Here is a 21,409-nt window from a genome sequence, read left to right on the forward strand (position 1 = left end):
GCAGGGAGGATTTTAAATGCTTTCGGGAATACACAATATTCATTTTATTGGTATTGGCGGTGCCGGAATGAGTGCTTTGGCACATGTGCTTTGCGAACGCGGCTTTCATGTATCCGGTTCGGATAAAAACGCCGGCGGTATCTGCGAGAAGCTGAAAGCGCTGGGAGCCGTTGTTTATCAGGGGCATGCTTCCAGTCAGGTAAATGGTGCGGATGCGGTTGTTATTTCATCTGCCATTCATCCGGATAACTGTGAGCTGGTGGCAGCCAAAGAGCAGGGCATAAAGGTTATGCACAGGTCGGACGTATTGGCAGAGCTGCTTAACCATGCCGATGGCGTGGCTGTTGCAGGTGCGCACGGCAAAACAACAACCAGCGCCATGTTAAGCTGCATAGCGGCGCAGGGCGGCATAGACCCTACCATTGTTATCGGCGGTGAAGTAACAAGCCTCGGCGGCAATGCGCGCAGCGGCAAAGGCCGTTATGTAATTGCCGAAGCGGATGAAAGCGACGGTTCGTTTTTGAAGTTTTATCCACTGTATGCGCTTGTAACCAATATTGAAAACGACCATATGGACCATTACGGCAGTGAAGAAAATATTTATGCTGCCTTTAAGCAGTTTGTGGGCAGCGTAAAACGGGGCGGTGCGGCAGTGCTGTGCATGGATAACCCCAAGCTCCGCCGTCTGGCGCAGGAAACCGAAACCCGCGTTATCAGCTACGGCATTGATGATGAACAGGCCGATTACGTTGCCAAAGACATTGTTTACCATACCGGCGGCACGGATTATAAGGTTTATAAAAACGGCAGCCTGTTTGCGGAAGTTCAGCTGATTGTTCCAGGCAGGCACAATGTGCTTAATTCGTTGGGCGCGCTTGTTTGCGCTGTTGAAATGGGCATAAAAACGGACAGCATTTTAAAAGCACTGAAGGAATTTACTGGTGCGCACCGCCGTTTTGAAACCAAAGGGCGCGTTAACGGCGTATGGGTTGTTGATGATTATGCGCATCATCCCACGGAAATAGGCGTAACCTTAAAAGCTGCGCTGCAAACGAAGCCGCAGCGTTTAATCTGCGTTTTCCAGCCGCACCGCTATACGCGCACCCAGCTTTTGTTTAATGAGTTCTGCGCCTGCTTTAAAGGCTGCGATAAACTTATAGTAACCGATATTTACGCGGCCAGCGAAGACCCAATTGAAGGCGTAAACAGCCAAAAGCTTGCCGAAGGCATTAAGGAAACTTCGGGCGTTGATGTTGAGTATGTGCCGTCAATGGCGGATATAGAAAATTATCTTGCGGCAAATGCCCGCACCGGTGATTTGGTTATGACTATCGGCGCAGGTGATGTATATAAAGTTGGCGAAGCATTAGTAGCAGATTTGCAAAGGAGCAATGAAAATGTTTAACAAAAATCAGGTAGTTGCAGTTGTAATGGGCGGTCCTTCCGCAGAACGTGAGGTTTCTTTAAATACCGGTGCAGCCATTGCCAATGCGCTGAGAGAATATGGCTATACCAATGTTGTTGAAATTGATCTTGACCCGCGCAATTTTGGCAAACAGCTTGCTGAAAGCAAAGCAGAAGTTGTTTTTAACGCTGTGCACGGGCTTTACGGCGAAGACGGACGTTTGCAGACTTTGCTGGAAATACGCGAGATGCCTTATACCGGCAGCGGCATGATTGCCAGCGTATCCTGCATGGACAAAGTTATTACCAAACGCATGCTGCGCGACGCAGGCATTTCCACCCCGGCCTGCCTGATTGTTAATAAAAAAGAAAGCGGTATAAAAGAAAAAATTATGCAGCGTTTCAGCCTGCCGGTAGTTATTAAACCTGCAAGCCAGGGCTCCAGCATCGGCGTGGAAATTGTTAAAGAAGAAGCGCAGCTTGATGAAGCGCTGGCAAACGCTTTTAAATATTCCCGCGATATTCTGGTGGAAGAATTTATCGGCGGCAAGGAACTTACCGTTTCCATGATGCAGAAAGACGGTGAAGTGGTTGCCCTGCCGGTTATTCACATTGCCCCGCATTCCGGTATGTATGATTATCATTCTAAATATACAAAAGGCGCAACGGAATATATTTGCCCGGCAGATTTGGATGAAGAAACAACCAAAAAAGTGCAGGAAATAAGCAAACAGGCTTATGAAGTTTTGGGCTGCAGCGGCGTTGCCCGTGCCGATGTTATGCTTGATGAAGCAGGCAACGGCTATGTGCTTGAAATTAATACCGTGCCCGGCATGACTGCAACCAGCCTTGTTCCAAAAGCGGCAGCTGCGGCAGGAATTTCTTTCCCCGAATTGTGCAATATTATTTTACAGTCCGCATCAGTTAATAATAAATAATTTACTTAGTAACCAAGAATATTTTTAAGAGGTGTTAAAGGTGCAATCGACACGCGAACGTTTAAAAGCAAACCGTAAAAAGCGGCGGTTACGCCTTTTGCGCCTGTTTTTTATTGCAGCCGTTATTATAGGTGCGTTTGCCGGGGCATGGAGATGGGCTACTTCCCCGGGAACGGCCTTTGGCAGCATTGTTATTGAAGGGACATCGCAGCTTACGCAGAGCGAGCTTTTAAGTATGTGCGGCACACAGGAACCGGTTAATTTATTTGTTGTTTCGCCTTCGGCAATAGAAAAAGCCATTGCCAATGACGTGCGTTTTGAAAAGGCAGAAACCGAATATTTCTGGCCGGGCGTGCTGGTGGTGCGCGTAAAAGAACGTATACCGGCGCTGTACATTGCCTGCTCGTATAAAGGTTATGCGCAGGTAGATTACAACGGTGTTGTAATGAGCGTCAGCGATGGCATTAAAGAGGCTGACGCTCCTGTGCTTTCCGGCGTTGTAACCGGCAATATATTTTTTGGCGATACGATTAAAGAAAAAAATGTGCTTGAAATTTTAGGCTTTTTAAGCAAGCTCGACAAGGAAGTAACCGATTCTATCTCCGAAATTGCTGTTGACGGCAGCAATAATGTTAAGTTTAACCTGCGCTATGGTTATCCGATTCTTTTGGGTAATGCAGATAACATTTCTGATAAGCTGGATATTTTTATTACGGTTTTCAATGATATAAAAACAAAAAATATTAGAGCTGAATATATTGACTTAACCTTCGCAAAGCCTTATATTAAGTTAAGGCAGAAAGCCTGATATTTTTGAAAGGAATTTGAAAATTTATGTTAGCAAATAAACATGCCAAAATAATGCTTGTACTGGTTTTTGCCGTTTTGGGCTTTATGCTGGCAACTCAGATAAAAACTACCGAACGGCAGAAAAGCATTAATGTCCAGCGTGCGGAAGAATTAACAGAGCGCCTGCGTGTTGTAGAACAGCAGCGCGACGATTTGGCTAAGGAAATTGAAAAATTGCAGGCCAATAACAGCAGCGACAAGGTTTTGGAAAACGAACTGGAACGGTTGAAGGAATTTGCCGGTGAGGTTCCGCTGGAAGGCAAGGGTATCCAGTTAATTCTTGATGACAGCAAAGTAACAGCGCAGGTTGGCGAAAACCCCAATTTGTATATTATTCATGACGATGACCTGCTGCGCGTAATTAACGAATTGCGTGCTGCCGGTGCAGAAGCAATTTCCATTAACGGCGAAAGGCTTGTTTCAACCAGTGAAATACGCTGTGCAGGGCCTACGCTTTCGGTAAATAATAACCGCAGCGCACCGCCTTACGTAATACTTGCCATTGGCAATCCTTCAAATCTTGCCAGTGCCCTTAAATTAAGGGGCGGCGTGCTTGATACCTTTAAGTTCTGGGGTATTCAGGCAGAGCTTACCATGCCGGAAGTTGTAAAAATACCTGCTTTTAAAGGCCGCCGCACTTTTGAATATGCTCAGGCAGCCGAAGAACATCAGGAAACGGCAAAGGAGGGTAAATAATATGCTCTATGCACTCGCCGGTATTGTAATCGGTTTTGCAGCCGGATGGTATTTTCCCCTGTATCTGCCGTTTGAATATGCCCGTTTGCTTTCCGTATCGCTGATGGCAGCGCTTGATACTGTTTTTGGCGGTATGCGCTCCAGCATGGAAGGCAAATATGATAATACCGTATTTATTACAGGCTTTTTTACCAATGCTGTTTTAGCAGCGTTTTTGTGCTATTCCGGTATTTTGCTGGGCATAGATTTGTACCTTGTCGCTATTTTGATTTTTGGGATGCGCATTTTTAACAATCTTGCTGCCATCCGCCATCTGTTTCTTAAAAAATAAAATAATTTTTTAATGCAGCAGGAAAAATACCGTTATATGTTGAATATTATTTTGATATCTATGTGATGGAATTTACCCAACTTATTAAGGGGGAATATAAATAATGTTTGAAGAGTTTGAAGAAAAAGGCATGGACAATCTTGCCAATATCAAGGTAATCGGTGTTGGCGGCGGCGGCAACAATGCCGTTAACAGAATGATTTCCGCAGGCGTGAAGGGTGTGGAATTTATTGCGGTAAACTGCGACGCGCAGGCACTTTTGCTTTCCAAAGCCCCGACACGCATCCAAATTGGCGAAAAACTTACCAAAGGTCTTGGCGCGGGTGCTAACCCGGAAATCGGCGAAAAAGCAGCCGAAGAAAGCCGCGACCAGATTCTGGACGCGCTGAAGGGCGCAGATATGGTATTTGTTACCGCAGGCATGGGCGGCGGCACAGGTACCGGTGCAGCACCTATTGTTGCCGAATGTGCGCGCGAAGTGGGCGCACTTACTGTAGGCGTTGTTACCAAACCGTTTTCTTTTGAAGGCAAACGCCGTATGAATCAGGCTGAAAGCGGCATTATAAATATCAAAGAAAAAGTTGATACTTTAATTACCATTCCTAATGACCGTTTACTGCAGGTTATCGACAGAAGAACTTCCATGCTGGAAGCTTTCCGCATTGCCGATGATGTTCTGCGTCAGGGCGTTCAGGGCATTTCCGATTTGATTGCGGTTCCGGGCCTTGTTAACCTGGACTTTGCCGATATTAAAACGGTTATGTCTAACGCAGGTTCTGCATTGATGGGCATTGGCATGGCAAAAGGCGACGACGGCGCTCGCGCTGCTGCCGAAGCTGCCATCAAGAGCCCGCTTCTGGAAGCATCTATCGAAGGTGCTCGCGGCGTGCTGTTTAACATTACCGGCGGCGCAGAACTGTCGCTGTTTGATGTTACCGAAGCATCCAATATTATTACCGAAGCCGTTGACCCCGAAGCCAACATTATCTTCGGCGCCGTTATCGACGAAACTCTCAAAGACGAAATTCGTGTTACCGTTATTGCTACCGGCTTTAACAAGGAAATGCCGACACATGGCGGCAAACCTTCTATTGTACGTCCGGGCGGCGGTTATCAGCAGCAGCACGATAGCGACAGCAATAACAATAAACCGCATATGGGCGGCAGCGGGATTATTCACAAACATTCTTCCGATACGGAGATTCCGCCCTGGATTCGCGGCTGATTTTAATTTAATACTGCATTTAAAGCCTCTGCTTATGTTAGCAGAGGCTTTCTATATTTTGCGGTAAAATTTGCTTGCGAATTTAAATACACACAATATCTTGTTTCTTTTAAGTTGACGTTATGTTATAATATAAGTGCTTATCCAACAAATACAAGGAAGTGAATGTATGAGATGCCCATTTTGTAATTATAATGACAGCAGAGTTGTAGATTCCCGTTCGGTTGATGACGGCGCTTCTATCCGCCGCAGGCGTGAATGCCCCGATTGCGGCCGCAGGTTTACTACTTACGAAAAATACGAAGAAACACCTTTGGTTGTAAATAAAAAAGACGGACGCCGCGAGCTGTTTGAATCGAAAAAACTTTTGAACGGCTTGATTAAGGCTTTTGAAAAACGCCCGATTTCTTACGAAAAAATTAAGGAAATGGCAGACCATATTGAGCGCGAACTGCGTATGCGCGGCGAATCGGAGGTGCGCAGCGAAGTTATTGGCGAGCTTGTTATGAATCATCTGGAAAAAACAGACCAGATTGCTTACGTACGTTTTGCTTCTGTTTACAGGCAGTTTGCCGATGTGAACAATTTTATGCAGGAATTGCAGCGTATTATTAATAACAACGAAAATAAGGAACGGAGTGACGCCGAGCATGAAAATTCGTAAACGCGATGGGCGTATTGTAGCGTTTGATGACAGCAAAATAACGGATGCTATTTTTGCAGCGGCACAGGCTGTGGGCGGTGCAGACCGCGAAATGGCAGTGGAAATTACACTGTGCGTATTAAAATGCCTGAAAGCAGAAAACCAGGAAGTTGTTGATGTTGAGCATGTGCAGGATATTGTAGAAAAGGTTTTAATTAAAAAAGGCCATGCCAAAACAGCTAAATCCTACATTCTTTACCGTGCCAAACGCACTGATATCCGCAATGCGCGCAGCGAACTGATGGACACCGTGGCGGAAATTTTAAAGGAAACCGACCGCGACAACGCCAATATTTCCAACTCTCCTTCGGCAAAAATGCTGCAAATTGCTTCGGCTGCCAGCCGCGAATATTATTTGAACCGTGTTATTCCTGAAGAAATGGCGGCGGCGCATAAACGCGGCGATATTCATATTCATGACCTTGATTTTTACGGCAAAACCTTAAATTGCCTGAACATTCCGCTGGGCAGGCTGCTGCACGAAGGCTTTAATAACGGGCATGGCTATATCCGCCCGCCGAAACGCCCGGGTTCTGCGGCTGCGCTGGCTGCTATTGTGCTGCAAAGCAACCAGAACGATATGTTTGGCGGACAGTCTTTCGGCTTTTTTGATACCGATATGGCCGATTTTGTAGAAGGTGCGGAAGAAAACGAAGTTTTTCAGGCAATGGAAGCACTGGTTTATAATTTAAACAGCATGCATTCGCGTGCCGGTGCGCAGGTGCCGTTCAGCAGCCTTAACCTTGGGCTTGATACCAGCGAAAACGGGCGTAAGGTTACGCGCAATTTGTTAAAGGCTTACGGCAATGGCCTTGGACGCGGTGAAAACCCGATTTTCCCGAACGTTATTTTCCGCGTTAAACGCGGCGTTAATTTAGACCCCGGAGACCCGAACTATGATTTGTTCCAGCAGGCAATAAGCGTGGCTGCAAAGCGCCTGAATCCGACTTTCAGCTTTATGGATACCACCTATAATCGCGATTACGGCGGACAGGTGGCTTATATGGGCTGCCGCACGCGTGTTATTGCCAACCGTCACGGCGAGGAGATTACCACCGGGCGCGGCAATCTTTCGTTTACAACAATTAACCTTCCTCGCCTTGCCATTAAGGCAGAACGCAATATAGACAAGTTCTATCAGATGCTTGACGATATGATGAACCTTGTGGCAGAGCAGCTTTATCACCGTTACCGCGTGCAGTGCAACCTGCGTGTGCGCGACATGCCGTTTTTGATGGGGCAGGGGCTTTACATGGGCAGCGATAAACTTAAAAAGGATGACCGCATTGAGCCTGCAATTAAAAACGGTACGCTTGCCATTGGTTTTATCGGCCTTGCCGAAACTCTTACTTCGCTGATTGGCAAACATCAGGGCGAAAGCGAAGAAGCTCAGAAGCTGGGGCAGGAAATTATCGGATACATGCGTAAGCGCGTAGATGAATACTGCGATAAATATGATTTGAATTTCAGCCTTATTGCAACGCCGGCAGAAGGGCTTTCCGGGCGCTTTATCCGTATCGACCGCAAGGAGTACGGCATTATTCCCGGCGTGACCGATAAAGCGTACTATACAAATTCCTTCCATGTGCCGGTTGGTTATCCAATCAGCGCGTTTGATAAGATGCGCGTTGAAGGGCCGTACCATAAATTTACCAACGGCGGGCATATCAGCTATGTAGAGTTTGAATCTTCGCCGGTGCATAATTTGCAGGCCGTTGAAGATGTTCTGCGCCATATGCTGGCGTGCAACTGCGGTTATGTAGGTATTAATTTCCCGATTGATTACTGCGAGGACTGCGGCTATACAGGTATTATTGATACCGATTACTGCCCGGTATGTGAAAAGAAGCTTACGCAGATTCGCCAGCGCGCTAATTGCTGCACTGAATAAGGAGGCAGGCTATGCTGAGGGTTGCAGGTATTTTAAATGAATCTATCGTAGACGGGCCCGGCATACGTGCGGTAGTGTTCTTTCAGGGCTGCCCGCGCCACTGCGAAGGCTGCCATAACCCGTCTACGCTGCCGTTTGAAGGCGGCACGGAATACACGCCGGAGGATTTGGCTAAGGACGTTATAAAGCGCCTGACGCCTTTGCACCGCGGCATAACCTTAAGCGGCGGCGACCCGCTGGCGCAGGCAGACGGCGTGCTGGAATTTTTGCAGGCAATGAAAAAGCTCAAACCGGGGCTGAACGTATGGTGCTACACCGGTTATGTGTATAACGAAGTAAAAAATCTGCCGGTGCTTAAGGAAATTAACGTACTGGTGGACGGGCCGTTTATTCTCGCGCAGCGCGATTTGGACTTTCCGTACCGCGGTTCGCGCAACCAGCGTTTAATAGATGTTCCGGCATCTTTAGAAAAAGGCGAAGCAGTGGATTTTGAGTTATAGGAGGGATAACAATGCTGCTTGAATTATTGCAAAAAGATTACGGCAAGGCAATGAACCTTAACTGTGCCGAAAAAATTCTTTATGGAGCAAACTGGGCTTATAACATGCAGCTGCCGCCGCAGGCACTTAAAATTGCGGCAGGCTTTGGCGGCGGTATGGGCGCAGGTGCTGCCTGCGGCGTGGTTACCGGTGCGTGCATGGTGCTTAGCACTCTGTATGTAAAACGCAACGGCAAAGAGGAAGGCTGTAAGGTAAGAGAACTTTGCAAAGAATTTGTAGATACTTTTAAAGCCGAAACAGGCAGTTACGATTGCTGTGAAGTAAAACCCAAGTATTTTGAGCCTGAAATTCAGTGCGATAAAGTAGTTTTTAAAGGCGCAGAAATTTTGGATAAGATTGTGGCAAGAGAAGGCATGGGAAAATAGGGGAAGTAAAGACGAAAAAACTGCATTGTTATACTATAGTTAGTAGAACAATGCAGTTTTTTGTTAGCAAATTTTCATTCCTTCGGCAGCGTATAATTTTCAACGGCGGAAATAAAATCATTGTCATCCGCGTGGGCGGCGCGCAGTGCTTTTAAAGCAGCAAAATCTTTCAGCTCCTTGCCCCACATAAAAGCGTCGCGGTCATCATAGCAGGCGGCAACTACTGGCGCTTTTGCATCAACCGGTGTTTTGCCGTCAAGGTCGGTAAAAATAATATAGCAGTTATCAAAATCAAGCCCGTAAACGCTGATGTGTTCTTCTTCGGTAGGTGCGCTCCAACAGCCAAGCGCTTCAAATTCTTTTTGCAGTGACATAGTGTAACCACCTTTTAAACTTTATTTAATAATAGCATATAAAATTTTACGTTGTTTGTCCATAAAACTTGCAACAAAATCTGCAAAAAATTCTGCGATAGTGTATAATAGACAGGTAAGGCCGCAAAGGAGTTGACGGAGTATGAAAAAATATCAGCCCGGAGCAAATATGCAGGTGCTTTTTATTTGCCCCAAATGCGGCAGGCAGCTTGCATGGGCTTTGCCTGCGGCAGAAATGCAGTGCCCCAAATGCGGCACATGGGTAAATAATAAAAACCGCAAGGGCAGGGGGCATGATGTTTTTTTACCTCCCGGAAGTGACCAGACGGTACTGTTTTAAGTGAGTCGCCATTTAGTGACGGGCTGAAAGCGAAGCCCATAAATGTGCCAGCTAAGCTATGCAGATTTTGCGCTTGAATAATGAGCAAAATCTACGTTCCTTAATTGGCGTTTAAACCGGCGATTCATATTAATAAATTTATTAACAAAAATTACAATATGAAAGAGGTATGAATTGTGAAGATTTTTATGGATACTGCTAATGTTGCGGAAATTGCAGAAATGGCAGCGCTTGGCGTTGTATACGGCGTTACCACTAACCCCAGCTTAATTGCCAAAAGCGGCAGAACTCAGGCCGAAGTTATTCCCGAAATTTGCAGCTTGGTTGACGGTCCTGTAAGCGCCGAAGTTATCAGCACCGACTGCGAAGGCATGGTTGCCGAAGCGCGCAGGCTGATGAAAATTTCCGACAAGGTTGTTGTAAAAATTCCATGTATTGCCGAAGGCTTAAAAGCCGTTAAAATTCTTGCCAAAGAAGGCATTAAAACCAATGTAACTCTGGTGTTCAGCCTGCCGCAGGCACTTATGGCAGCACGTGCCGGTGCAACCTATGTAAGCCCGTTTATCGGCCGTTTGGATGACATTGGCGAAAACGGCGTGGCATTGGTAGAAAACATGGTTAAGGTTTTCCGCCAGTACAATCTTGATACGCAGATTATTGCAGCCAGTATCCGCAATATGGAGCATGTTGAAAAAGTTATGCTTGCCGGTGCGGATATTGCAACCATTCCTACCAAGGTTTTAAAAGAGATGCTTCTGCATCCGCTTACAGATAAAGGCCTTGCCCAGTTCCTTGAGGATTATAAAAACAGCCTTAAATAAATTTATAAAGCGTTTAAACGGCGGCTTAACGGCTGCCGTTAATTTTTTATCTGCCTAAGCAGGATTTTTTTGAAATGCATAGAATATAATTTAACGGAAAAAATCAACAGGTGAGGCGGTTAACCCCGCGATCTTAATAGGGAAGCCGGTGCGAATCCGGCGCAGTCCCGCTACTGTAATGGCGAGCTGTCTGCAAAATGTCACTGAAGCAATGCTTTGGGAAGGCGCAGCACGGCGATGAACCTGAGCCAGGAGACCTGCCTGTTACGAGTATCACAGCCTACGGGGGATAGGCGGGTATTTGCATATAGTTTTTGAAGTATATCCTCTTTGTTATAAAGGGGATTTTTTGTTTATAGAAAGGAGTTTTTGTATGCCGGCTAAAATTGTTTTGGTAACCGGCGGTGCACGCAGCGGCAAAAGCGAATTTGCCGAAAAATATGTGCTGCATTACGGCGCAAAATGCGCTTACATTGCTACCGCCGAAATTCTGGACGAAGAAATGGCTGAACGTGTACGTTTGCATAAAGCGCGCCGCCCCCGGACGCGCTGGATAAATTTTGAAGCCCCCTATAATGCGCATGAGGTTTTGTGCGAAGCTGCGCAGGAAGCTGATGCAGTGCTGTTTGACTGCCTTACGCTTTACATGAGTAATTTATTGTACGGCAAAAACGCACCGCAGGGCACAACGGAAGAAAAAGCGCAGGTTGTTAAGGCAGAAATTGCCAAACTGATTGAAGCTGCTGAAGCAGGCGGCAAAATTACGGTGTTTGTAACGAACGAAGTTGGTGCGGGCATTGTGCCGGAAAATGCCATGGCACGCGAATACCGTGACATTGCAGGCTGGGTGAACCAACAGGTGGCGGATGCCGCTGACAGCGTATTTTACTGCGTGGCAGGACAGGCAGTTGATATGAAGAAACTGGCGTTTAAATTTGAGGAGGAATAAAATGCAGGATATTATAGTTCCGCCGCTGAACAAAGAAGCGGCAGAAATTGTGCATAAAAACTGGCTGGCTGTGGACGAGGTTCCGTATCAGCTTGGCAAAGTTGAAAAAATGGTTGAAAAATACGCCGCTATTTGCGGTACGCCTGATTTTGAAGGCAAAATAAAAAGCGCCATGCTTTTAATGTGCGGCGACCACGGCATTGCCAAATACGGCGTCAGCGCTTATCCGCAGGAAGTTACCATGCAGATGATTAACGGCTATATGCGCGGCACTGCCGGTGCCAACGTAATGGCGCGCCACGCCGGTGCGGATGTGTTTGTTGTTGACATGGGCACAACTTTTGATTTGAGCCACTTGCCGAAAGTGCGCAACGAAAAGGTTGCCTGGGGCACGGAAGATTTTACCAAAGGCCCTGCCATGACGCGCGAGCAGGCCGAAATGGCATTGGAACGCGGCATGAAAGTTGCCGGTGAGTGCATTGATAAAGGCTACAACATGCTGGTAACGGCAGAAATGGGTATCGGCAACACAACTTCCACCGCTGCTATCGTATCGGCATTTACAGGCCTTGCGCCGGAGCTGACCGTTGGGCGCGGCACCGGCATTAACGATGAACGCATGAAGGTTAAACGCCAGGTTGTTGCGGACGGTTTGGCAGTAAACAAGCCTGAACTGGGAAATGCCATGGATATTTTATGCAAAGTTGGCGGGTATGACCACGCCGGGCTTGCCGGTATGATTATTGAGGGCGCACGACGCCGCGTACCTACCATGGTTGACGGCGTAAACGCAACGGCTGCGGCGCTGCTTGCTTACGGCATTGAGCCTGCCTGCGCTGATTATATGTTCTGCTCGCATTTATCGGCGGAAATTTCACACGCCAAAATGCTGGAAATTTTAAATTTGAAACCGATTGTCGATGCAGGTATGCGCCTCGGCGAAGGCACAGGCGCTTCGCTGGCCATTGTAATTTTGCAGTCGGCGCTTGATTTATACAAAAACTTAACCGCAGGTGAGCATAATGCGTGATTTTATTACCTGCCTGGAATTTTTAACGCGCATCCGTTTCAGCCACCGCACGGACTGGCGTGACGAAGATTTTTCGCGCAGCGTGCCGTATTTTCCGCTGGTGGGGCTGGTTATCGGCGCGTTTTTGGGTGCGGTTAATTACGCTTTGGCAATGGTTGCCGCGCCTGATTTTATGCGTGCCGCGCTTTTGATTTTAGCGGAAATTATTATTACCGGCGGGCTTATGTACGACGGTTTTATGGATACCTCCGACGGCGTTTTTTCGGCGCGCAGCCGTGAACGCATGCTGGAAATTATGAAGGACAGCCACGTAGGCTCCAACGCCGTGCTGGCTGTAATAGTGCTTATTTTACTGAAAGTATCGGCGTACCTTGCCATTTACCCACAGCTCTTAACGCCGGCGTTGATTGCCATGAGCGTGGCAACGCGTACTTTTATGGTAATTTTTATCGTTAACTTTCCCTACGCGCGCAAAACCGGCATTGGGCATATGTTTACCATGTACGCTAAAAAAAGCTACACGGTTATCGCGCTGGCGCTTGGCATTGGCATAACGGCACTGTGCGGTGTGCATTACCTTTTGGTGATGGCAGTTACTTTTGTGCTGGTATTTGGCATTGCCAAATTTTTGCAAAGCGAGCTGGGCGGACTGACGGGCGACACCTACGGCGCGCTGACGGAGTGCGGCAACGTGCTGTACCTGCTTACGCTGATAATTGGCGGACGCTTTTTGGTGCTTGGCTTTTATACTTACCACAGCATATTTAGTTTGTTTTAAGGATGGTGCAAAATGGAAATAGATGTTTTGGCTGGAACGGTGCAGCCTGTTGATAAAACGATAGCGGCAAAAGCGCAGGAGCGTTTTGATAATTTAATTAAACCGGTCGGTTCATTGGCAAAGCTTGAAGAAATGGCTACGCGCTATGCGGCAATTTACGGCAGCGCAGATAAAAATGATGTAAATTTCCCTTGTAAAACAGTGCTTTTCTGGACTGACGACGCCGGTACGGCTGCAGAATATATGCAGGGCACGAAACCTGCCTGTGTGCTTGCGGAAAATTCAGGCGTTAAAAGCCAGACTTTTTTGGTAACGGCTTCAAGCATTGAAGAAGCACTGCTTGAAGGAGCGCTTCTGGCAAAAGAAGCAATAGGAACAAATAACGGACAGCAGGTGCTGGCACTTGGCTGCGTTGACAGCAGCGTGCCGCAATATAATGCAGAAAATTTTGAAGCTGGCGGTTATGATTTTTTAAATCAGATTGGCAGCAGAACCATTGCCGCCATGGCAGGCGCAGTTTTGCAGGCTGCGGCTTTAAAAGTGCCGGTAATGCTTGACGGCGCAGCATCCTGCCTTGCAGCACTTGCGGCAGTAAAATATAATGCTGCTGCGGCAGATTACGTTTTTGCCGGGCATGTATCCGCAGAAGCGGGCATGGAAGAACTGCTGCAAAAATTGGGCCTTTCTGCGCCGCTGAGGCTTGATATTAAAATATGCCGCGGCGAAGGCGCAATACTTGCGCTCAGCCTTTTGGACGCAGGTATTAAGGCTTATAAGGAAATGGAAACTTTTGCCGAAGCAGGCGTACACGTTGAGGTAAAAGAATTTTCGCACGCAGAAGAAATTAAGGCAGGCAAACAGGGGGCAAAATAATGGGCAGGCTATATTTAATCAGGCATGGGGAAACCGATTCCAACAAAAGTTTCCGCTTTCAGGGGCAAACCGATATTGAACTGAACGAAAAAGGACTGGCGCAGGCTGAACTTTTGGCAGAGCATTTTAAAACTATCCGCCTTGATGCCGTATACAGCAGCAGTTTAACGCGCGCACGGCAGACGGCGGCACCGCTGGCGGCTGTACATGGGCTTGAAGTGCAGCCGGTTGAAGATATTAAGGAAATTGCTTTTGGCAAGTGGGAAGGGCTTACCTATAACCAGATTAATGATGCCGGCCTTGGGCAGATTGACGAATTCTTTAAAAATCCGGCGCTGTGCCATGTGCCGGGCGGCGAGAATTTTACGGATGTTGCCGCACGCGTAGAGCCGTTTTTTAAACGCTGCCTTGCGGAAATGGACGAAAAAGATATTGCCGTTGTTTCGCACGGCGGCATTATCCGTGTGCTGCTGTGCCTGTTTTTGGGCGTAGACTTAAACAAAATATGGAATTTCAGCGTTGGTAACTGCAGTACAACCACACTGGCAAAATGGCGCGGCTACAATACTGTGCTGGAATGTACCAATGAAACATATTATTTGCGTTAAATTTTATTAGAATAATGTAAAAAAACAGCCATGATATATTGACATTTGTATTTTAAAAAGATATACTTTAAATAGTATATCTCAGCCGGTTCATATAGGGTTCATATCTTCTTTTTAATGCTGCTTGCATTTTTATCGAAGCCGTGGCAAATCTATGAAGTCCTCATGGGGTATGATTAATGTAAGGAGCTGATAAGCAATGAAAGAAGACAAAACTTTAGTATGCAAGGAATGTGGCAAAGAATTTGTTTTTTCCGCTTCCGAACAGGAATTTTATGAATCCAAAGGCTTTACCAATGAACCAGGCCGCTGCCCTGCATGCCGTCAGGCACGCAAACAGCGTCTTGGTATTGTAAGCGAGCGTCCGGAACGCCAGATGTATCCGGCGGTTTGCGCTGAATGCGGCAAAGAAACCGAAGTTCCGTTCAAACCTTCCGAAGACCGTCCTGTTTACTGCCGTGACTGCTACAACGCACATCACAGAAAATAATAAACAAATACAGCCTGCCGTAAAAATGCGGCAGGTTTTTTGTTTATTTCAGCGAATTTTATAAATAATGTGACAGAAACTTTGAGAAAGTTTCACTCAATATGGTATAATAATTTAATAAGAAGAAATTGGGGGTCATTTTATTTTAGAACTTAAAGAGATTTCGGTTGCCGATAAGGCATTGTTTGAAAGCTACATGTCGCGCCCTTATTACCGCGGCTCTGAATGTGCTTTCGGCAATTTGTTTATGTGGCAGACCTGCTATGATATTTTTTGGACTGAAGCACACGGCTTTTTAGTGCTGAAAGTAAAAAGAAATGATGTTGACTTCTTTTTACAGCCGTTTGGCGGCAAAGACGAAGATTTGCCTTTATTAATGAAAGAAATTAAAGAATACCATAACGGCAAACCGTTTGAAATGCACGGCATTTATGATGACGGCAGGGAAAGGCTGTTAAAAGCGTTCCCTGATTTGGAAATTACCGATGACCGTGATAACTGGGACTATGTTTATTTGCAGCAGAACCTGGCCACTCTTGCCGGGCGCAAATACCACGGCAAAAAGAACCACTGCAATGCTTTTGTAAAAGAGCATCCCGATTATGTTTACGAAGAAATGAACAGAAGCAATATTGAAGAATGCCTTGCTTTTGGCGATATGTGGTGCGAGCGCCGCATGTCGGACGACCCTTCGCTGGTATGCGAAAAATGCGCTATCCACGAAGCGCTTGATAATTTTGAAGCCTTAAAGCTGCGCGGCGGTGTTATCCGCATTGACGGCAAGGTTGAAGCATTCAGCTTTGGCGAAAAAATTAACGATGATACTGCCGTTTTGCATGTAGAAAAGGCCAATCCGGAAATACGCGGGCTTTATGCCGTTATTAACCGTGATTTTGCCAAAAATGCGTGGGGCGACGTTACCTATCTTAACCGCGAGGAAGATATGGGGCATGAAGGTCTGCGCATGGCAAAAGAATCGTATAAACCGGAATTTATGGTAAAAAAATATTCCACTATTTTTAAATAACAGAGGTTTGTATGGATTTCAGGCTTTTAAACTCTGCTTTTTTGCCGCAGGCGGCAGAATTATGGGATTACTGCTTTGAAAAAAAGGGCGACCCGTTTTACGAATGGTATTTTAGCGAGTACTGTTTAAAGCAAAACAGCGTTATAGGTGGGTTTGACGGCGATAAATTAGCGTGCATGCTGCACTTGAACCCGTATGCAATTACGCTGCGCGGGCAAACACTGCGCCTGCCGTATATTGTAGGCGTGGCAACTGCGCCGGAATACCGCGGGCAGCACCTTACGCGCCCGCTGCTGGAAACGGCGTTTACCGTTTTGCGTGCGCAGGGAGCGGCTTTTGCGCTTTTAATGCCCATTAACCCGGCAATTTATAAGCCCTATGGGTTTGATTACTGCTATTACCGCCATTATTACCAAATGCCGCTGGCAGAATTGAAAAAACTGCCGCCGGTGCATAATATAAAAATAACCCGCTGTGCGGATATTACAGAAGGGTTGGATGAACTTACTGCTGTTTACGAAGCCTGCGGGCAGGAGTTAAACGGCATGGCAGTGCGCAGCAGGGCAAAATGGCAGGAGCTTTTAAACGGCTATAAAGCTGAAAAAGTAATGCTTGCCATAGCTTTTGAAGATGCCAGCCCTGCCGGTTATATGCTGTATTCGCTTGATGCAGGCAATTTTAAAGTGCAGGAGCTGCTTACGCTCGGCCATGAGGCACAAACGGCGCTTCTGCGTTATGCAGCCGGGCATTTAAGTGATGCCGCTAATTTTGAGTGGCTGGCAGAACCCGGCAACCTGGCGTATCTTGATTTTGCCGGAAGCACATACAGCGGCAGTTTAAAGCCGTTTATGATGGCGCGCTGCATTAATATCCGCAAAGCGCTGGAGCTTTTGCCGGTGCCGCAGAATGTGAGCGGCGAAGCGGTACTTTTAATTACCGACAAATTTTTGCCGCTGAATAACGGGCTTTTAAAAATAACTGCCCAAAACGGCGCGTTAACTCAGGCCAGCACCATTGAAAACGAAGAAATTACAATGGATAGCGCAGCCTTTACGCAGCTGTATTTCGGCACTTTCAGCTTTGAAGAGCTGGTGCGTGCCGGAAAAATTAAAGTTCATAATCCGCGCAAAAGCGGTTTTTTGCAGGCGTTGTTTACCAAATGCCGTAATTATATTAACGAGTACTATTGAAAATTGAGCAGGGAGGCTGATTTAATGGACGAAATCAGACGCATTTTTGTAGAAAAGAAAGAAGCTTTTGCCGTTGAAGCAAGAGGCCTTTTGGCTGATTTGCAAACCAACCTCGGTATGAAAGGCTTAACCGGTATCCGCGTTATTAACCGCTATGATGTTATGGGCGTAACGGATGAGGAATTTGCCGCAGCCAAAGCGCTGGTGCTTTCCGAACCGCCGGTTGATACCGTTGAAGAAGAACTGGAAGTACCTGCAGGCTGCCGTGCTTTTGCGGTAGAATTTTTGCCGGGCCAGTATAATCAGAGGGAAGACTTTGCTGCTCAGTGCATTCAGCTTATTACGCAGAAAGAACGCCCGCTGGTATCTTCTGCCAAAGTTTATATTTTGTCCGGCACAATCAGTGATGATGAGTTTGCTAAAATTAAGGCTTACTGCATTAACCCGATTGAAGCACGCGAAGCTGTCTGGGAAAAACCGCAGACTTTAGTGCAGGCCTGCGAAGAACCGCAGAAAATTAAAAGTGTGGAAGGCTTTTTAACCTTTACCAAAGAAGAAATGGAGGCTTACCGCACTGCCAACGGCTTTGCCATGAGCCTTGACGATTTGCTGTGGTGCCAGAAATATTTTAACGAAGAACACCGTGAACCGACCATTACCGAGATTAAAGTGCTCGATACTTACTGGTCTGACCACTGCCGCCATACCACTTTTATGACGCAGATTGAAGATGTGGAAATTGAGCCGGGGCTTTACACCCAGCCGGTACAGGCTGCCCTTGACAAATATATGGAAGCGCGCGACGAAGTATACGGCGCCGATACCAAACGCCCTGTTACCCTGATGGACATTGCCGTTATCGGCATGAAAAAACTGCGTGCCGAAGGCAAGCTGGATGATTTGGACGAATCGGAAGAAATTAACGCCTGCACCATTGTTGTGCCTATTGAAGTTGACGGCAAAACCGAAGAATGGCTGCTGCTGTTTAAAAACGAAACCCATAACCACCCGACGGAAATTGAACCGTTCGGCGGTGCGGCAACCTGCCTCGGCGGTGCTATCCGCGACCCGCTTTCCGGCCGTGCCTATGTATACCAGGCAATGCGCGTAACCGGCGCTGCCGACCCGCGCGTACCGGTGGAAGATACTCTGCCCGGTAAACTGCCGCAGCGCAAAATTACTATCGGCGCGGCAGCTGGCTACAGCTCTTACGGCAACCAGATTGGCCTGGCAACCGGCCATGTACAGGAATACTATCACGATAAATTCGTGGCAAAACGCATGGAAGTAGGCGCTGTTGTTGGCGCTGTTCCGCGTAACCTTGTAAAACGCGAAGTGCCTGAACCGGGCGACCTTTTAGTGCTGCTCGGCGGCAGAACCGGCCGTGACGGCTGCGGCGGCGCAACGGGTTCTTCCAAGGAACATACCGTTGATTCGCTGGCAAGCTGCGGTGCGGAAGTACAGAAAGGCAACCCGCCGACAGAACGCAAAATTCAGCGTTTGTTCCGCAACCCGGAAGTTACGCCGATGATTAAGCGCTGCAACGACTACGGCGCAGGCGGTGTATCCGTTGCCAACGGCGAACTTGCCGACGGTCTTGTAATTGACCTTGATAAAGTGCCGAAAAAATATGAAGGCCTTGACGGTACGGAACTTGCCATTTCCGAATCTCAGGAACGCATGGCGCTTGTTATTGCTCCCGAAAATATTAAGAAATTTATTGCCTTTGCCGATGAGGAAAACCTTGAAGCAACCGTTATCGGACAGGTTAGCGATAACAGAAGGCTTGTAATGTACTGGCGCGGCGATAAAATTGTTGACCTTTCCCGCGACTTTTTGAATACCAACGGCGTTGCCCAGCATGCAGATGTTAAAGTTTGCAATGTTGAAGGTGAATGCGTATTTGACAAACTTCCGGAAGAAGTTGCTGCGGCAGACGGTTTGAAAAACGCATGGCTTGCTAACCTCGGACGCCTCAATGTTTGCAGCCAGAAAGGGCTTTCCGAACGCTTTGACAGCACTATCGGCCGCGGCACCGTGCTGATGCCGTTTGGCGGCAAACGCCAGCTTACTCCGTCCGAAGGCATGGTTGGCAGACTGCCTGTGCTGCACGGCAAAACCACGGCGGCATCCGTTATGGCGTGCGGATACAACCCGGAGGTTGCCTGCTGGAGTCCGTTCCACGGCGCACTGTATGCGGTTGTGGAATCCGTAACACGTGCCGTTGCACTTGGTGCAGACCCGGCAAAACTGCGCCTTACCTGCCAGGAATACTTCCCCAAACTGCATAATACCGAACTTTGGGGCCAGCCCTTTGCAGCACTTTTGGGCGCATTTACCGCGCTGGACGCTTTGGAACTGCCTGCTATCGGCGGCAAAGACAGCATGAGCGGCACCTTTATGGATAAAACCGTTCCGCCGACGCTTGTTTCCTTCGCGGTTGACGTTATCGACGGCGACAAAGCCGTATCGGCAGAATTTAAAAATGCCGGCAGCAAGGTTGTATTCCTTTCCTGCCCGCGCGAAACTACGGAAGTACCGGATTTTGGCGCGCTGAAAGCAAATCTTACCGCAGTGCATAAAGCTATTCTGGCGGGCAAAATTACTGCTGCGGCAGCCGTTAAAGAAGGCGGCATTGCAGCGCTTGTAACAACAATGTGCCTTGGCAACAGCCTTGGTTTTGAATTTATTAAACCCTATAACGATACTGACGGACTGTTTACTTTGCAGCCCGGCGGCATGGTGCTCGAACTTGCAGAAGGCACAGAACCCGAAGACCTGTTTGAAGGGCTCGACTACATGTTGCTTGGCCATACCTCTGAAAAACAGGTTATCGCCATTAATGACGACGTTATCACAATGGACGAAGCAGAAAAGGCTTACAGCACTCCGCTGGAAGGCATTTTCCCGTCCAAAACCGATGAAAAAGACTATAAAGATATCGACATGCCGATTTATAAGGCAGAACTGCCTTTAACTGCACCGGTAACAATTGCCAGACCGCGCGTATTCATTCCGGTATTCCCGGGCATTAACTGCGAATATGACAGCGCCCGCGCGTTTGAAGACGCCGGTGCTGTGGCTGAAACCTTTATTGTGCGCAACCTTACCCCGCAGGCAGTAGAAGAATCCGTTGCCAAAATGGTTGAAATGATTGACAATGCCCAGATTGTAATGCTTCCGGGTGGTTTCAGTGCCGGTGACGAACCGGACGGCAGCGGCAAGTTTATTGCTACGATGCTGCGCAACCCGCGCATTAAAGAAGCTATCGGACGCCTGCTTAACGATCGCGACGGTTTGATGCTCGGCATCTGCAACGGCTTCCAGGCACTTGTTAAACTCGGCCTTGTGCCTTACGGCGAAATCCGCGAAATGTCTGCCGACAGCCCGACTCTTACCTTCAATAATATCGGCCGCCACGTTTCGCAGATTGTTAACACCCGCGTTGTTTCCAATAAATCTCCGTGGTTCAGTGCCGTTGAACCGGGCGAAATTCACTCCGTTGCCGTATCTCACGGTGAAGGCCGCTTCTATGCGCCGGAAGAAACAATTAAAGCATTGTTTGCCAACGGGCAGGTTGCAACGCAGTATGTTGATGAAAACGGCAAACCCACCATGGCAATGCCGTACAACCCCAACGGTTCGCTGTATGCTATTGAAGGCATTACCAGCCCCGACGGCAGAATTTTGGGTAAAATGGGCCATACCGAACGTTTTGTACCGGGCCTGTTTAAAAACATCAGCGGCAATAAAGACCAGAAAATCTTTATCAGCGGCGTAAATTATTTTAAATAAGCAATAAAATGTTTTACCGCCCTTGCTTAAACGGTGAGGGCGGTATTATTTTTATGTAAAGCTGAATACGCAATGAATAAATCTTTTCAAATTCAGCAAAATGCAACGGCTCCTACGTGCGTGAACACGGCTGCGCTGCGGTTCACGCATTTTTGTAAATACTTAAAATGAA

At 47.5% G+C, this 21,409-nt stretch carries 22 protein-coding genes and 1 riboswitch; of the genes, 21 read left to right on the plus strand and 1 reads right to left on the minus strand.

What is annotated here, in order from left to right; genetic code table 11:
• Nucleotides 1–16 precede the first annotated feature (16 nt).
• The 10 genes from murC (at nucleotide 17) to M3079_RS00485 (ending at nucleotide 8,962) form a co-directional block, all read left to right on the plus strand.
• Nucleotides 17–1,405, plus strand: a complete 1,389-nt coding sequence (murC, locus tag M3079_RS00440) for a UDP-N-acetylmuramate--L-alanine ligase (RefSeq protein WP_249076579.1) — start codon at nucleotides 17–19, stop codon at nucleotides 1,403–1,405.
• A complete protein-coding gene (locus M3079_RS00445) occupies nucleotides 1,398–2,342 on the plus strand; it encodes a D-alanine--D-alanine ligase (RefSeq protein ID WP_249076580.1) in 945 nt (314 codons plus the stop codon). Before murC ends, M3079_RS00445 begins: the two co-directional genes overlap by 8 nt.
• A 40-nt stretch (nucleotides 2,343–2,382) precedes the next feature.
• Nucleotides 2,383–3,150, plus strand: a complete 768-nt coding sequence (locus M3079_RS00450) for a cell division protein FtsQ/DivIB (RefSeq protein WP_249076581.1) — start codon at nucleotides 2,383–2,385, stop codon at nucleotides 3,148–3,150.
• A gap of 26 nt (nucleotides 3,151–3,176) precedes the next feature.
• Nucleotides 3,177–3,887: a DUF881 domain-containing protein gene (locus M3079_RS00455; RefSeq protein WP_249076582.1), complete on the plus strand. Its 711-nt coding sequence runs from the start codon at nucleotides 3,177–3,179 to the stop codon at nucleotides 3,885–3,887.
• A gap of 1 nt (nucleotide 3,888) precedes the next feature.
• A complete protein-coding gene (locus M3079_RS00460) occupies nucleotides 3,889–4,218 on the plus strand; it encodes a small basic family protein (protein ID WP_021715385.1) in 330 nt (109 codons plus the stop codon).
• A 103-nt stretch (nucleotides 4,219–4,321) separates the two neighbouring features.
• Nucleotides 4,322–5,443, plus strand: coding sequence for a cell division protein FtsZ (ftsZ, locus tag M3079_RS00465; protein WP_249076583.1), 1,122 nt, complete (start codon nucleotides 4,322–4,324; stop codon nucleotides 5,441–5,443).
• Nucleotides 5,444–5,612: 169 nt separating this feature from the next.
• Nucleotides 5,613–6,107: a transcriptional regulator NrdR gene (gene nrdR, locus M3079_RS00470; RefSeq protein WP_021715387.1), complete on the plus strand. Its 495-nt coding sequence runs from the start codon at nucleotides 5,613–5,615 to the stop codon at nucleotides 6,105–6,107.
• Nucleotides 6,094–8,037 carry an anaerobic ribonucleoside-triphosphate reductase gene (gene nrdD, locus M3079_RS00475; protein WP_249076584.1) on the plus strand — a complete coding sequence of 648 codons (1,944 nt, stop codon included), beginning with the start codon at nucleotides 6,094–6,096 and terminating at the stop codon, nucleotides 8,035–8,037. The genes nrdR and nrdD overlap by 14 nt, the downstream gene beginning before the upstream one ends.
• Before the next feature lie 11 nt (nucleotides 8,038–8,048).
• On the plus strand, nucleotides 8,049–8,537 hold the full coding sequence (gene nrdG, locus M3079_RS00480) for an anaerobic ribonucleoside-triphosphate reductase activating protein (protein WP_249076585.1): 489 nt from the start codon (nucleotides 8,049–8,051) through the stop codon (nucleotides 8,535–8,537).
• Between the two features lie 11 nt (nucleotides 8,538–8,548).
• On the plus strand, nucleotides 8,549–8,962 hold the full coding sequence (locus M3079_RS00485; protein WP_249076586.1) for a C-GCAxxG-C-C family (seleno)protein: 414 nt from the start codon (nucleotides 8,549–8,551) through the stop codon (nucleotides 8,960–8,962).
• A 74-nt stretch (nucleotides 8,963–9,036) separates the two neighbouring features.
• On the opposite strand, the gene M3079_RS00490 is transcribed toward M3079_RS00485, so the two are convergent.
• On the minus strand, nucleotides 9,037–9,336 hold the full coding sequence (locus tag M3079_RS00490) for a hypothetical protein (RefSeq protein WP_249076588.1): 300 nt from the start codon (nucleotides 9,334–9,336) through the stop codon (nucleotides 9,037–9,039).
• A gap of 142 nt (nucleotides 9,337–9,478) precedes the next feature.
• Between M3079_RS00490 and M3079_RS00495 the strand changes: the two genes are divergently transcribed.
• The 11 genes from M3079_RS00495 to M3079_RS00545 all read left to right on the plus strand — a co-directional run bounded on the left by M3079_RS00495 (nucleotide 9,479) and on the right by M3079_RS00545 (nucleotide 21,237).
• Nucleotides 9,479–9,676 (plus strand): hypothetical protein, encoded by a 198-nt coding sequence (locus tag M3079_RS00495; RefSeq protein WP_021715393.1) that lies wholly within the window; start codon nucleotides 9,479–9,481, stop codon nucleotides 9,674–9,676.
• A gap of 176 nt (nucleotides 9,677–9,852) precedes the next feature.
• Nucleotides 9,853–10,497, plus strand: coding sequence for a fructose-6-phosphate aldolase (gene fsa / locus M3079_RS00500; protein ID WP_249076589.1), 645 nt, complete (start codon nucleotides 9,853–9,855; stop codon nucleotides 10,495–10,497).
• Between the two features lie 91 nt (nucleotides 10,498–10,588).
• A riboswitch (cobalamin riboswitch) is annotated at nucleotides 10,589–10,777 on the plus strand.
• Between the two features lie 93 nt (nucleotides 10,778–10,870).
• Entirely contained in the window at nucleotides 10,871–11,446 is a 576-nt protein-coding gene (gene cobU, locus M3079_RS00505; protein ID WP_249076591.1) for a bifunctional adenosylcobinamide kinase/adenosylcobinamide-phosphate guanylyltransferase, read from the plus strand.
• Between the two features lies 1 nt (nucleotide 11,447).
• Nucleotides 11,448–12,476 carry a nicotinate-nucleotide--dimethylbenzimidazole phosphoribosyltransferase gene (gene cobT / locus M3079_RS00510; RefSeq protein WP_249076594.1) on the plus strand — a complete coding sequence of 343 codons (1,029 nt, stop codon included), beginning with the start codon at nucleotides 11,448–11,450 and terminating at the stop codon, nucleotides 12,474–12,476.
• Nucleotides 12,469–13,254, plus strand: a complete 786-nt coding sequence (gene cobS / locus M3079_RS00515; RefSeq protein ID WP_249076595.1) for an adenosylcobinamide-GDP ribazoletransferase — start codon at nucleotides 12,469–12,471, stop codon at nucleotides 13,252–13,254. Before cobT ends, cobS begins: the two co-directional genes overlap by 8 nt.
• A 12-nt stretch (nucleotides 13,255–13,266) precedes the next feature.
• Nucleotides 13,267–14,127, plus strand: coding sequence for a nicotinate-nucleotide--dimethylbenzimidazole phosphoribosyltransferase (locus tag M3079_RS00520; protein ID WP_249076596.1), 861 nt, complete (start codon nucleotides 13,267–13,269; stop codon nucleotides 14,125–14,127).
• Nucleotides 14,127–14,735 carry an alpha-ribazole phosphatase gene (gene cobC / locus M3079_RS00525; protein WP_249076597.1) on the plus strand — a complete coding sequence of 203 codons (609 nt, stop codon included), beginning with the start codon at nucleotides 14,127–14,129 and terminating at the stop codon, nucleotides 14,733–14,735. Before M3079_RS00520 ends, cobC begins: the two co-directional genes overlap by 1 nt.
• Before the next feature lie 199 nt (nucleotides 14,736–14,934).
• Nucleotides 14,935–15,225, plus strand: a complete 291-nt coding sequence (locus M3079_RS00530) for a zinc-ribbon domain containing protein (protein WP_021715401.1) — start codon at nucleotides 14,935–14,937, stop codon at nucleotides 15,223–15,225.
• A 181-nt stretch (nucleotides 15,226–15,406) separates the two neighbouring features.
• Nucleotides 15,407–16,252 (plus strand): phosphatidylglycerol lysyltransferase domain-containing protein, encoded by an 846-nt coding sequence (locus M3079_RS00535; protein ID WP_249076598.1) that lies wholly within the window; start codon nucleotides 15,407–15,409, stop codon nucleotides 16,250–16,252.
• Nucleotides 16,253–16,263: 11 nt separating this feature from the next.
• A complete protein-coding gene (locus M3079_RS00540) occupies nucleotides 16,264–17,442 on the plus strand; it encodes a GNAT family N-acetyltransferase (protein WP_249076599.1) in 1,179 nt (392 codons plus the stop codon).
• A 24-nt stretch (nucleotides 17,443–17,466) separates the two neighbouring features.
• Nucleotides 17,467–21,237 carry a phosphoribosylformylglycinamidine synthase gene (locus M3079_RS00545; protein WP_249076600.1) on the plus strand — a complete coding sequence of 1,257 codons (3,771 nt, stop codon included), beginning with the start codon at nucleotides 17,467–17,469 and terminating at the stop codon, nucleotides 21,235–21,237.
• Nucleotides 21,238–21,409: the final 172 nt, after the last annotated feature.

The organism is Phascolarctobacterium sp. ET69 (genome assembly GCF_023336935.1).
GTDB lineage: Bacteria > Bacillota > Negativicutes > Acidaminococcales > Acidaminococcaceae > Fusicatenibacter_A > Fusicatenibacter_A intestinipullorum.

What these genes read in the sequence shown, in the direction of transcription:
- M3079_RS00445 (WP_249076580.1), top strand. Translation starts at nt 1,398, where the DNA reads ATGTTTAACAAAAATCAGGTAGTTGCAGTTGTAATGGGCGGTCCTTCC.
- nrdG (WP_249076585.1), top strand. Translation starts at nt 8,049, where the DNA reads ATGCTGAGGGTTGCAGGTATTTTAAATGAATCTATCGTAGACGGGCCC.
- ftsZ (WP_249076583.1), top strand. Translation starts at nt 4,322, where the DNA reads ATGTTTGAAGAGTTTGAAGAAAAAGGCATGGACAATCTTGCCAATATC.
- M3079_RS00485 (WP_249076586.1), top strand. Translation starts at nt 8,549, where the DNA reads ATGCTGCTTGAATTATTGCAAAAAGATTACGGCAAGGCAATGAACCTT.
- M3079_RS00490 (WP_249076588.1), bottom strand. Translation starts at nt 9,336, where the DNA reads ATGTCACTGCAAAAAGAATTTGAAGCGCTTGGCTGTTGGAGCGCACCT.
- M3079_RS00460 (WP_021715385.1), top strand. Translation starts at nt 3,889, where the DNA reads ATGCTCTATGCACTCGCCGGTATTGTAATCGGTTTTGCAGCCGGATGG.
- cobC (WP_249076597.1), top strand. Translation starts at nt 14,127, where the DNA reads ATGGGCAGGCTATATTTAATCAGGCATGGGGAAACCGATTCCAACAAA.
- cobS (WP_249076595.1), top strand. Translation starts at nt 12,469, where the DNA reads ATGCGTGATTTTATTACCTGCCTGGAATTTTTAACGCGCATCCGTTTC.
- M3079_RS00540 (WP_249076599.1), top strand. Translation starts at nt 16,264, where the DNA reads ATGGATTTCAGGCTTTTAAACTCTGCTTTTTTGCCGCAGGCGGCAGAA.
- nrdR (WP_021715387.1), top strand. Translation starts at nt 5,613, where the DNA reads ATGAGATGCCCATTTTGTAATTATAATGACAGCAGAGTTGTAGATTCC.
- M3079_RS00495 (WP_021715393.1), top strand. Translation starts at nt 9,479, where the DNA reads ATGAAAAAATATCAGCCCGGAGCAAATATGCAGGTGCTTTTTATTTGC.
- nrdD (WP_249076584.1), top strand. Translation starts at nt 6,094, where the DNA reads ATGAAAATTCGTAAACGCGATGGGCGTATTGTAGCGTTTGATGACAGC.
- M3079_RS00455 (WP_249076582.1), top strand. Translation starts at nt 3,177, where the DNA reads ATGTTAGCAAATAAACATGCCAAAATAATGCTTGTACTGGTTTTTGCC.
- cobU (WP_249076591.1), top strand. Translation starts at nt 10,871, where the DNA reads ATGCCGGCTAAAATTGTTTTGGTAACCGGCGGTGCACGCAGCGGCAAA.
- cobT (WP_249076594.1), top strand. Translation starts at nt 11,448, where the DNA reads ATGCAGGATATTATAGTTCCGCCGCTGAACAAAGAAGCGGCAGAAATT.
- M3079_RS00520 (WP_249076596.1), top strand. Translation starts at nt 13,267, where the DNA reads ATGGAAATAGATGTTTTGGCTGGAACGGTGCAGCCTGTTGATAAAACG.
- murC (WP_249076579.1), top strand. Translation starts at nt 17, where the DNA reads ATGCTTTCGGGAATACACAATATTCATTTTATTGGTATTGGCGGTGCC.
- M3079_RS00545 (WP_249076600.1), top strand. Translation starts at nt 17,467, where the DNA reads ATGGACGAAATCAGACGCATTTTTGTAGAAAAGAAAGAAGCTTTTGCC.
- M3079_RS00530 (WP_021715401.1), top strand. Translation starts at nt 14,935, where the DNA reads ATGAAAGAAGACAAAACTTTAGTATGCAAGGAATGTGGCAAAGAATTT.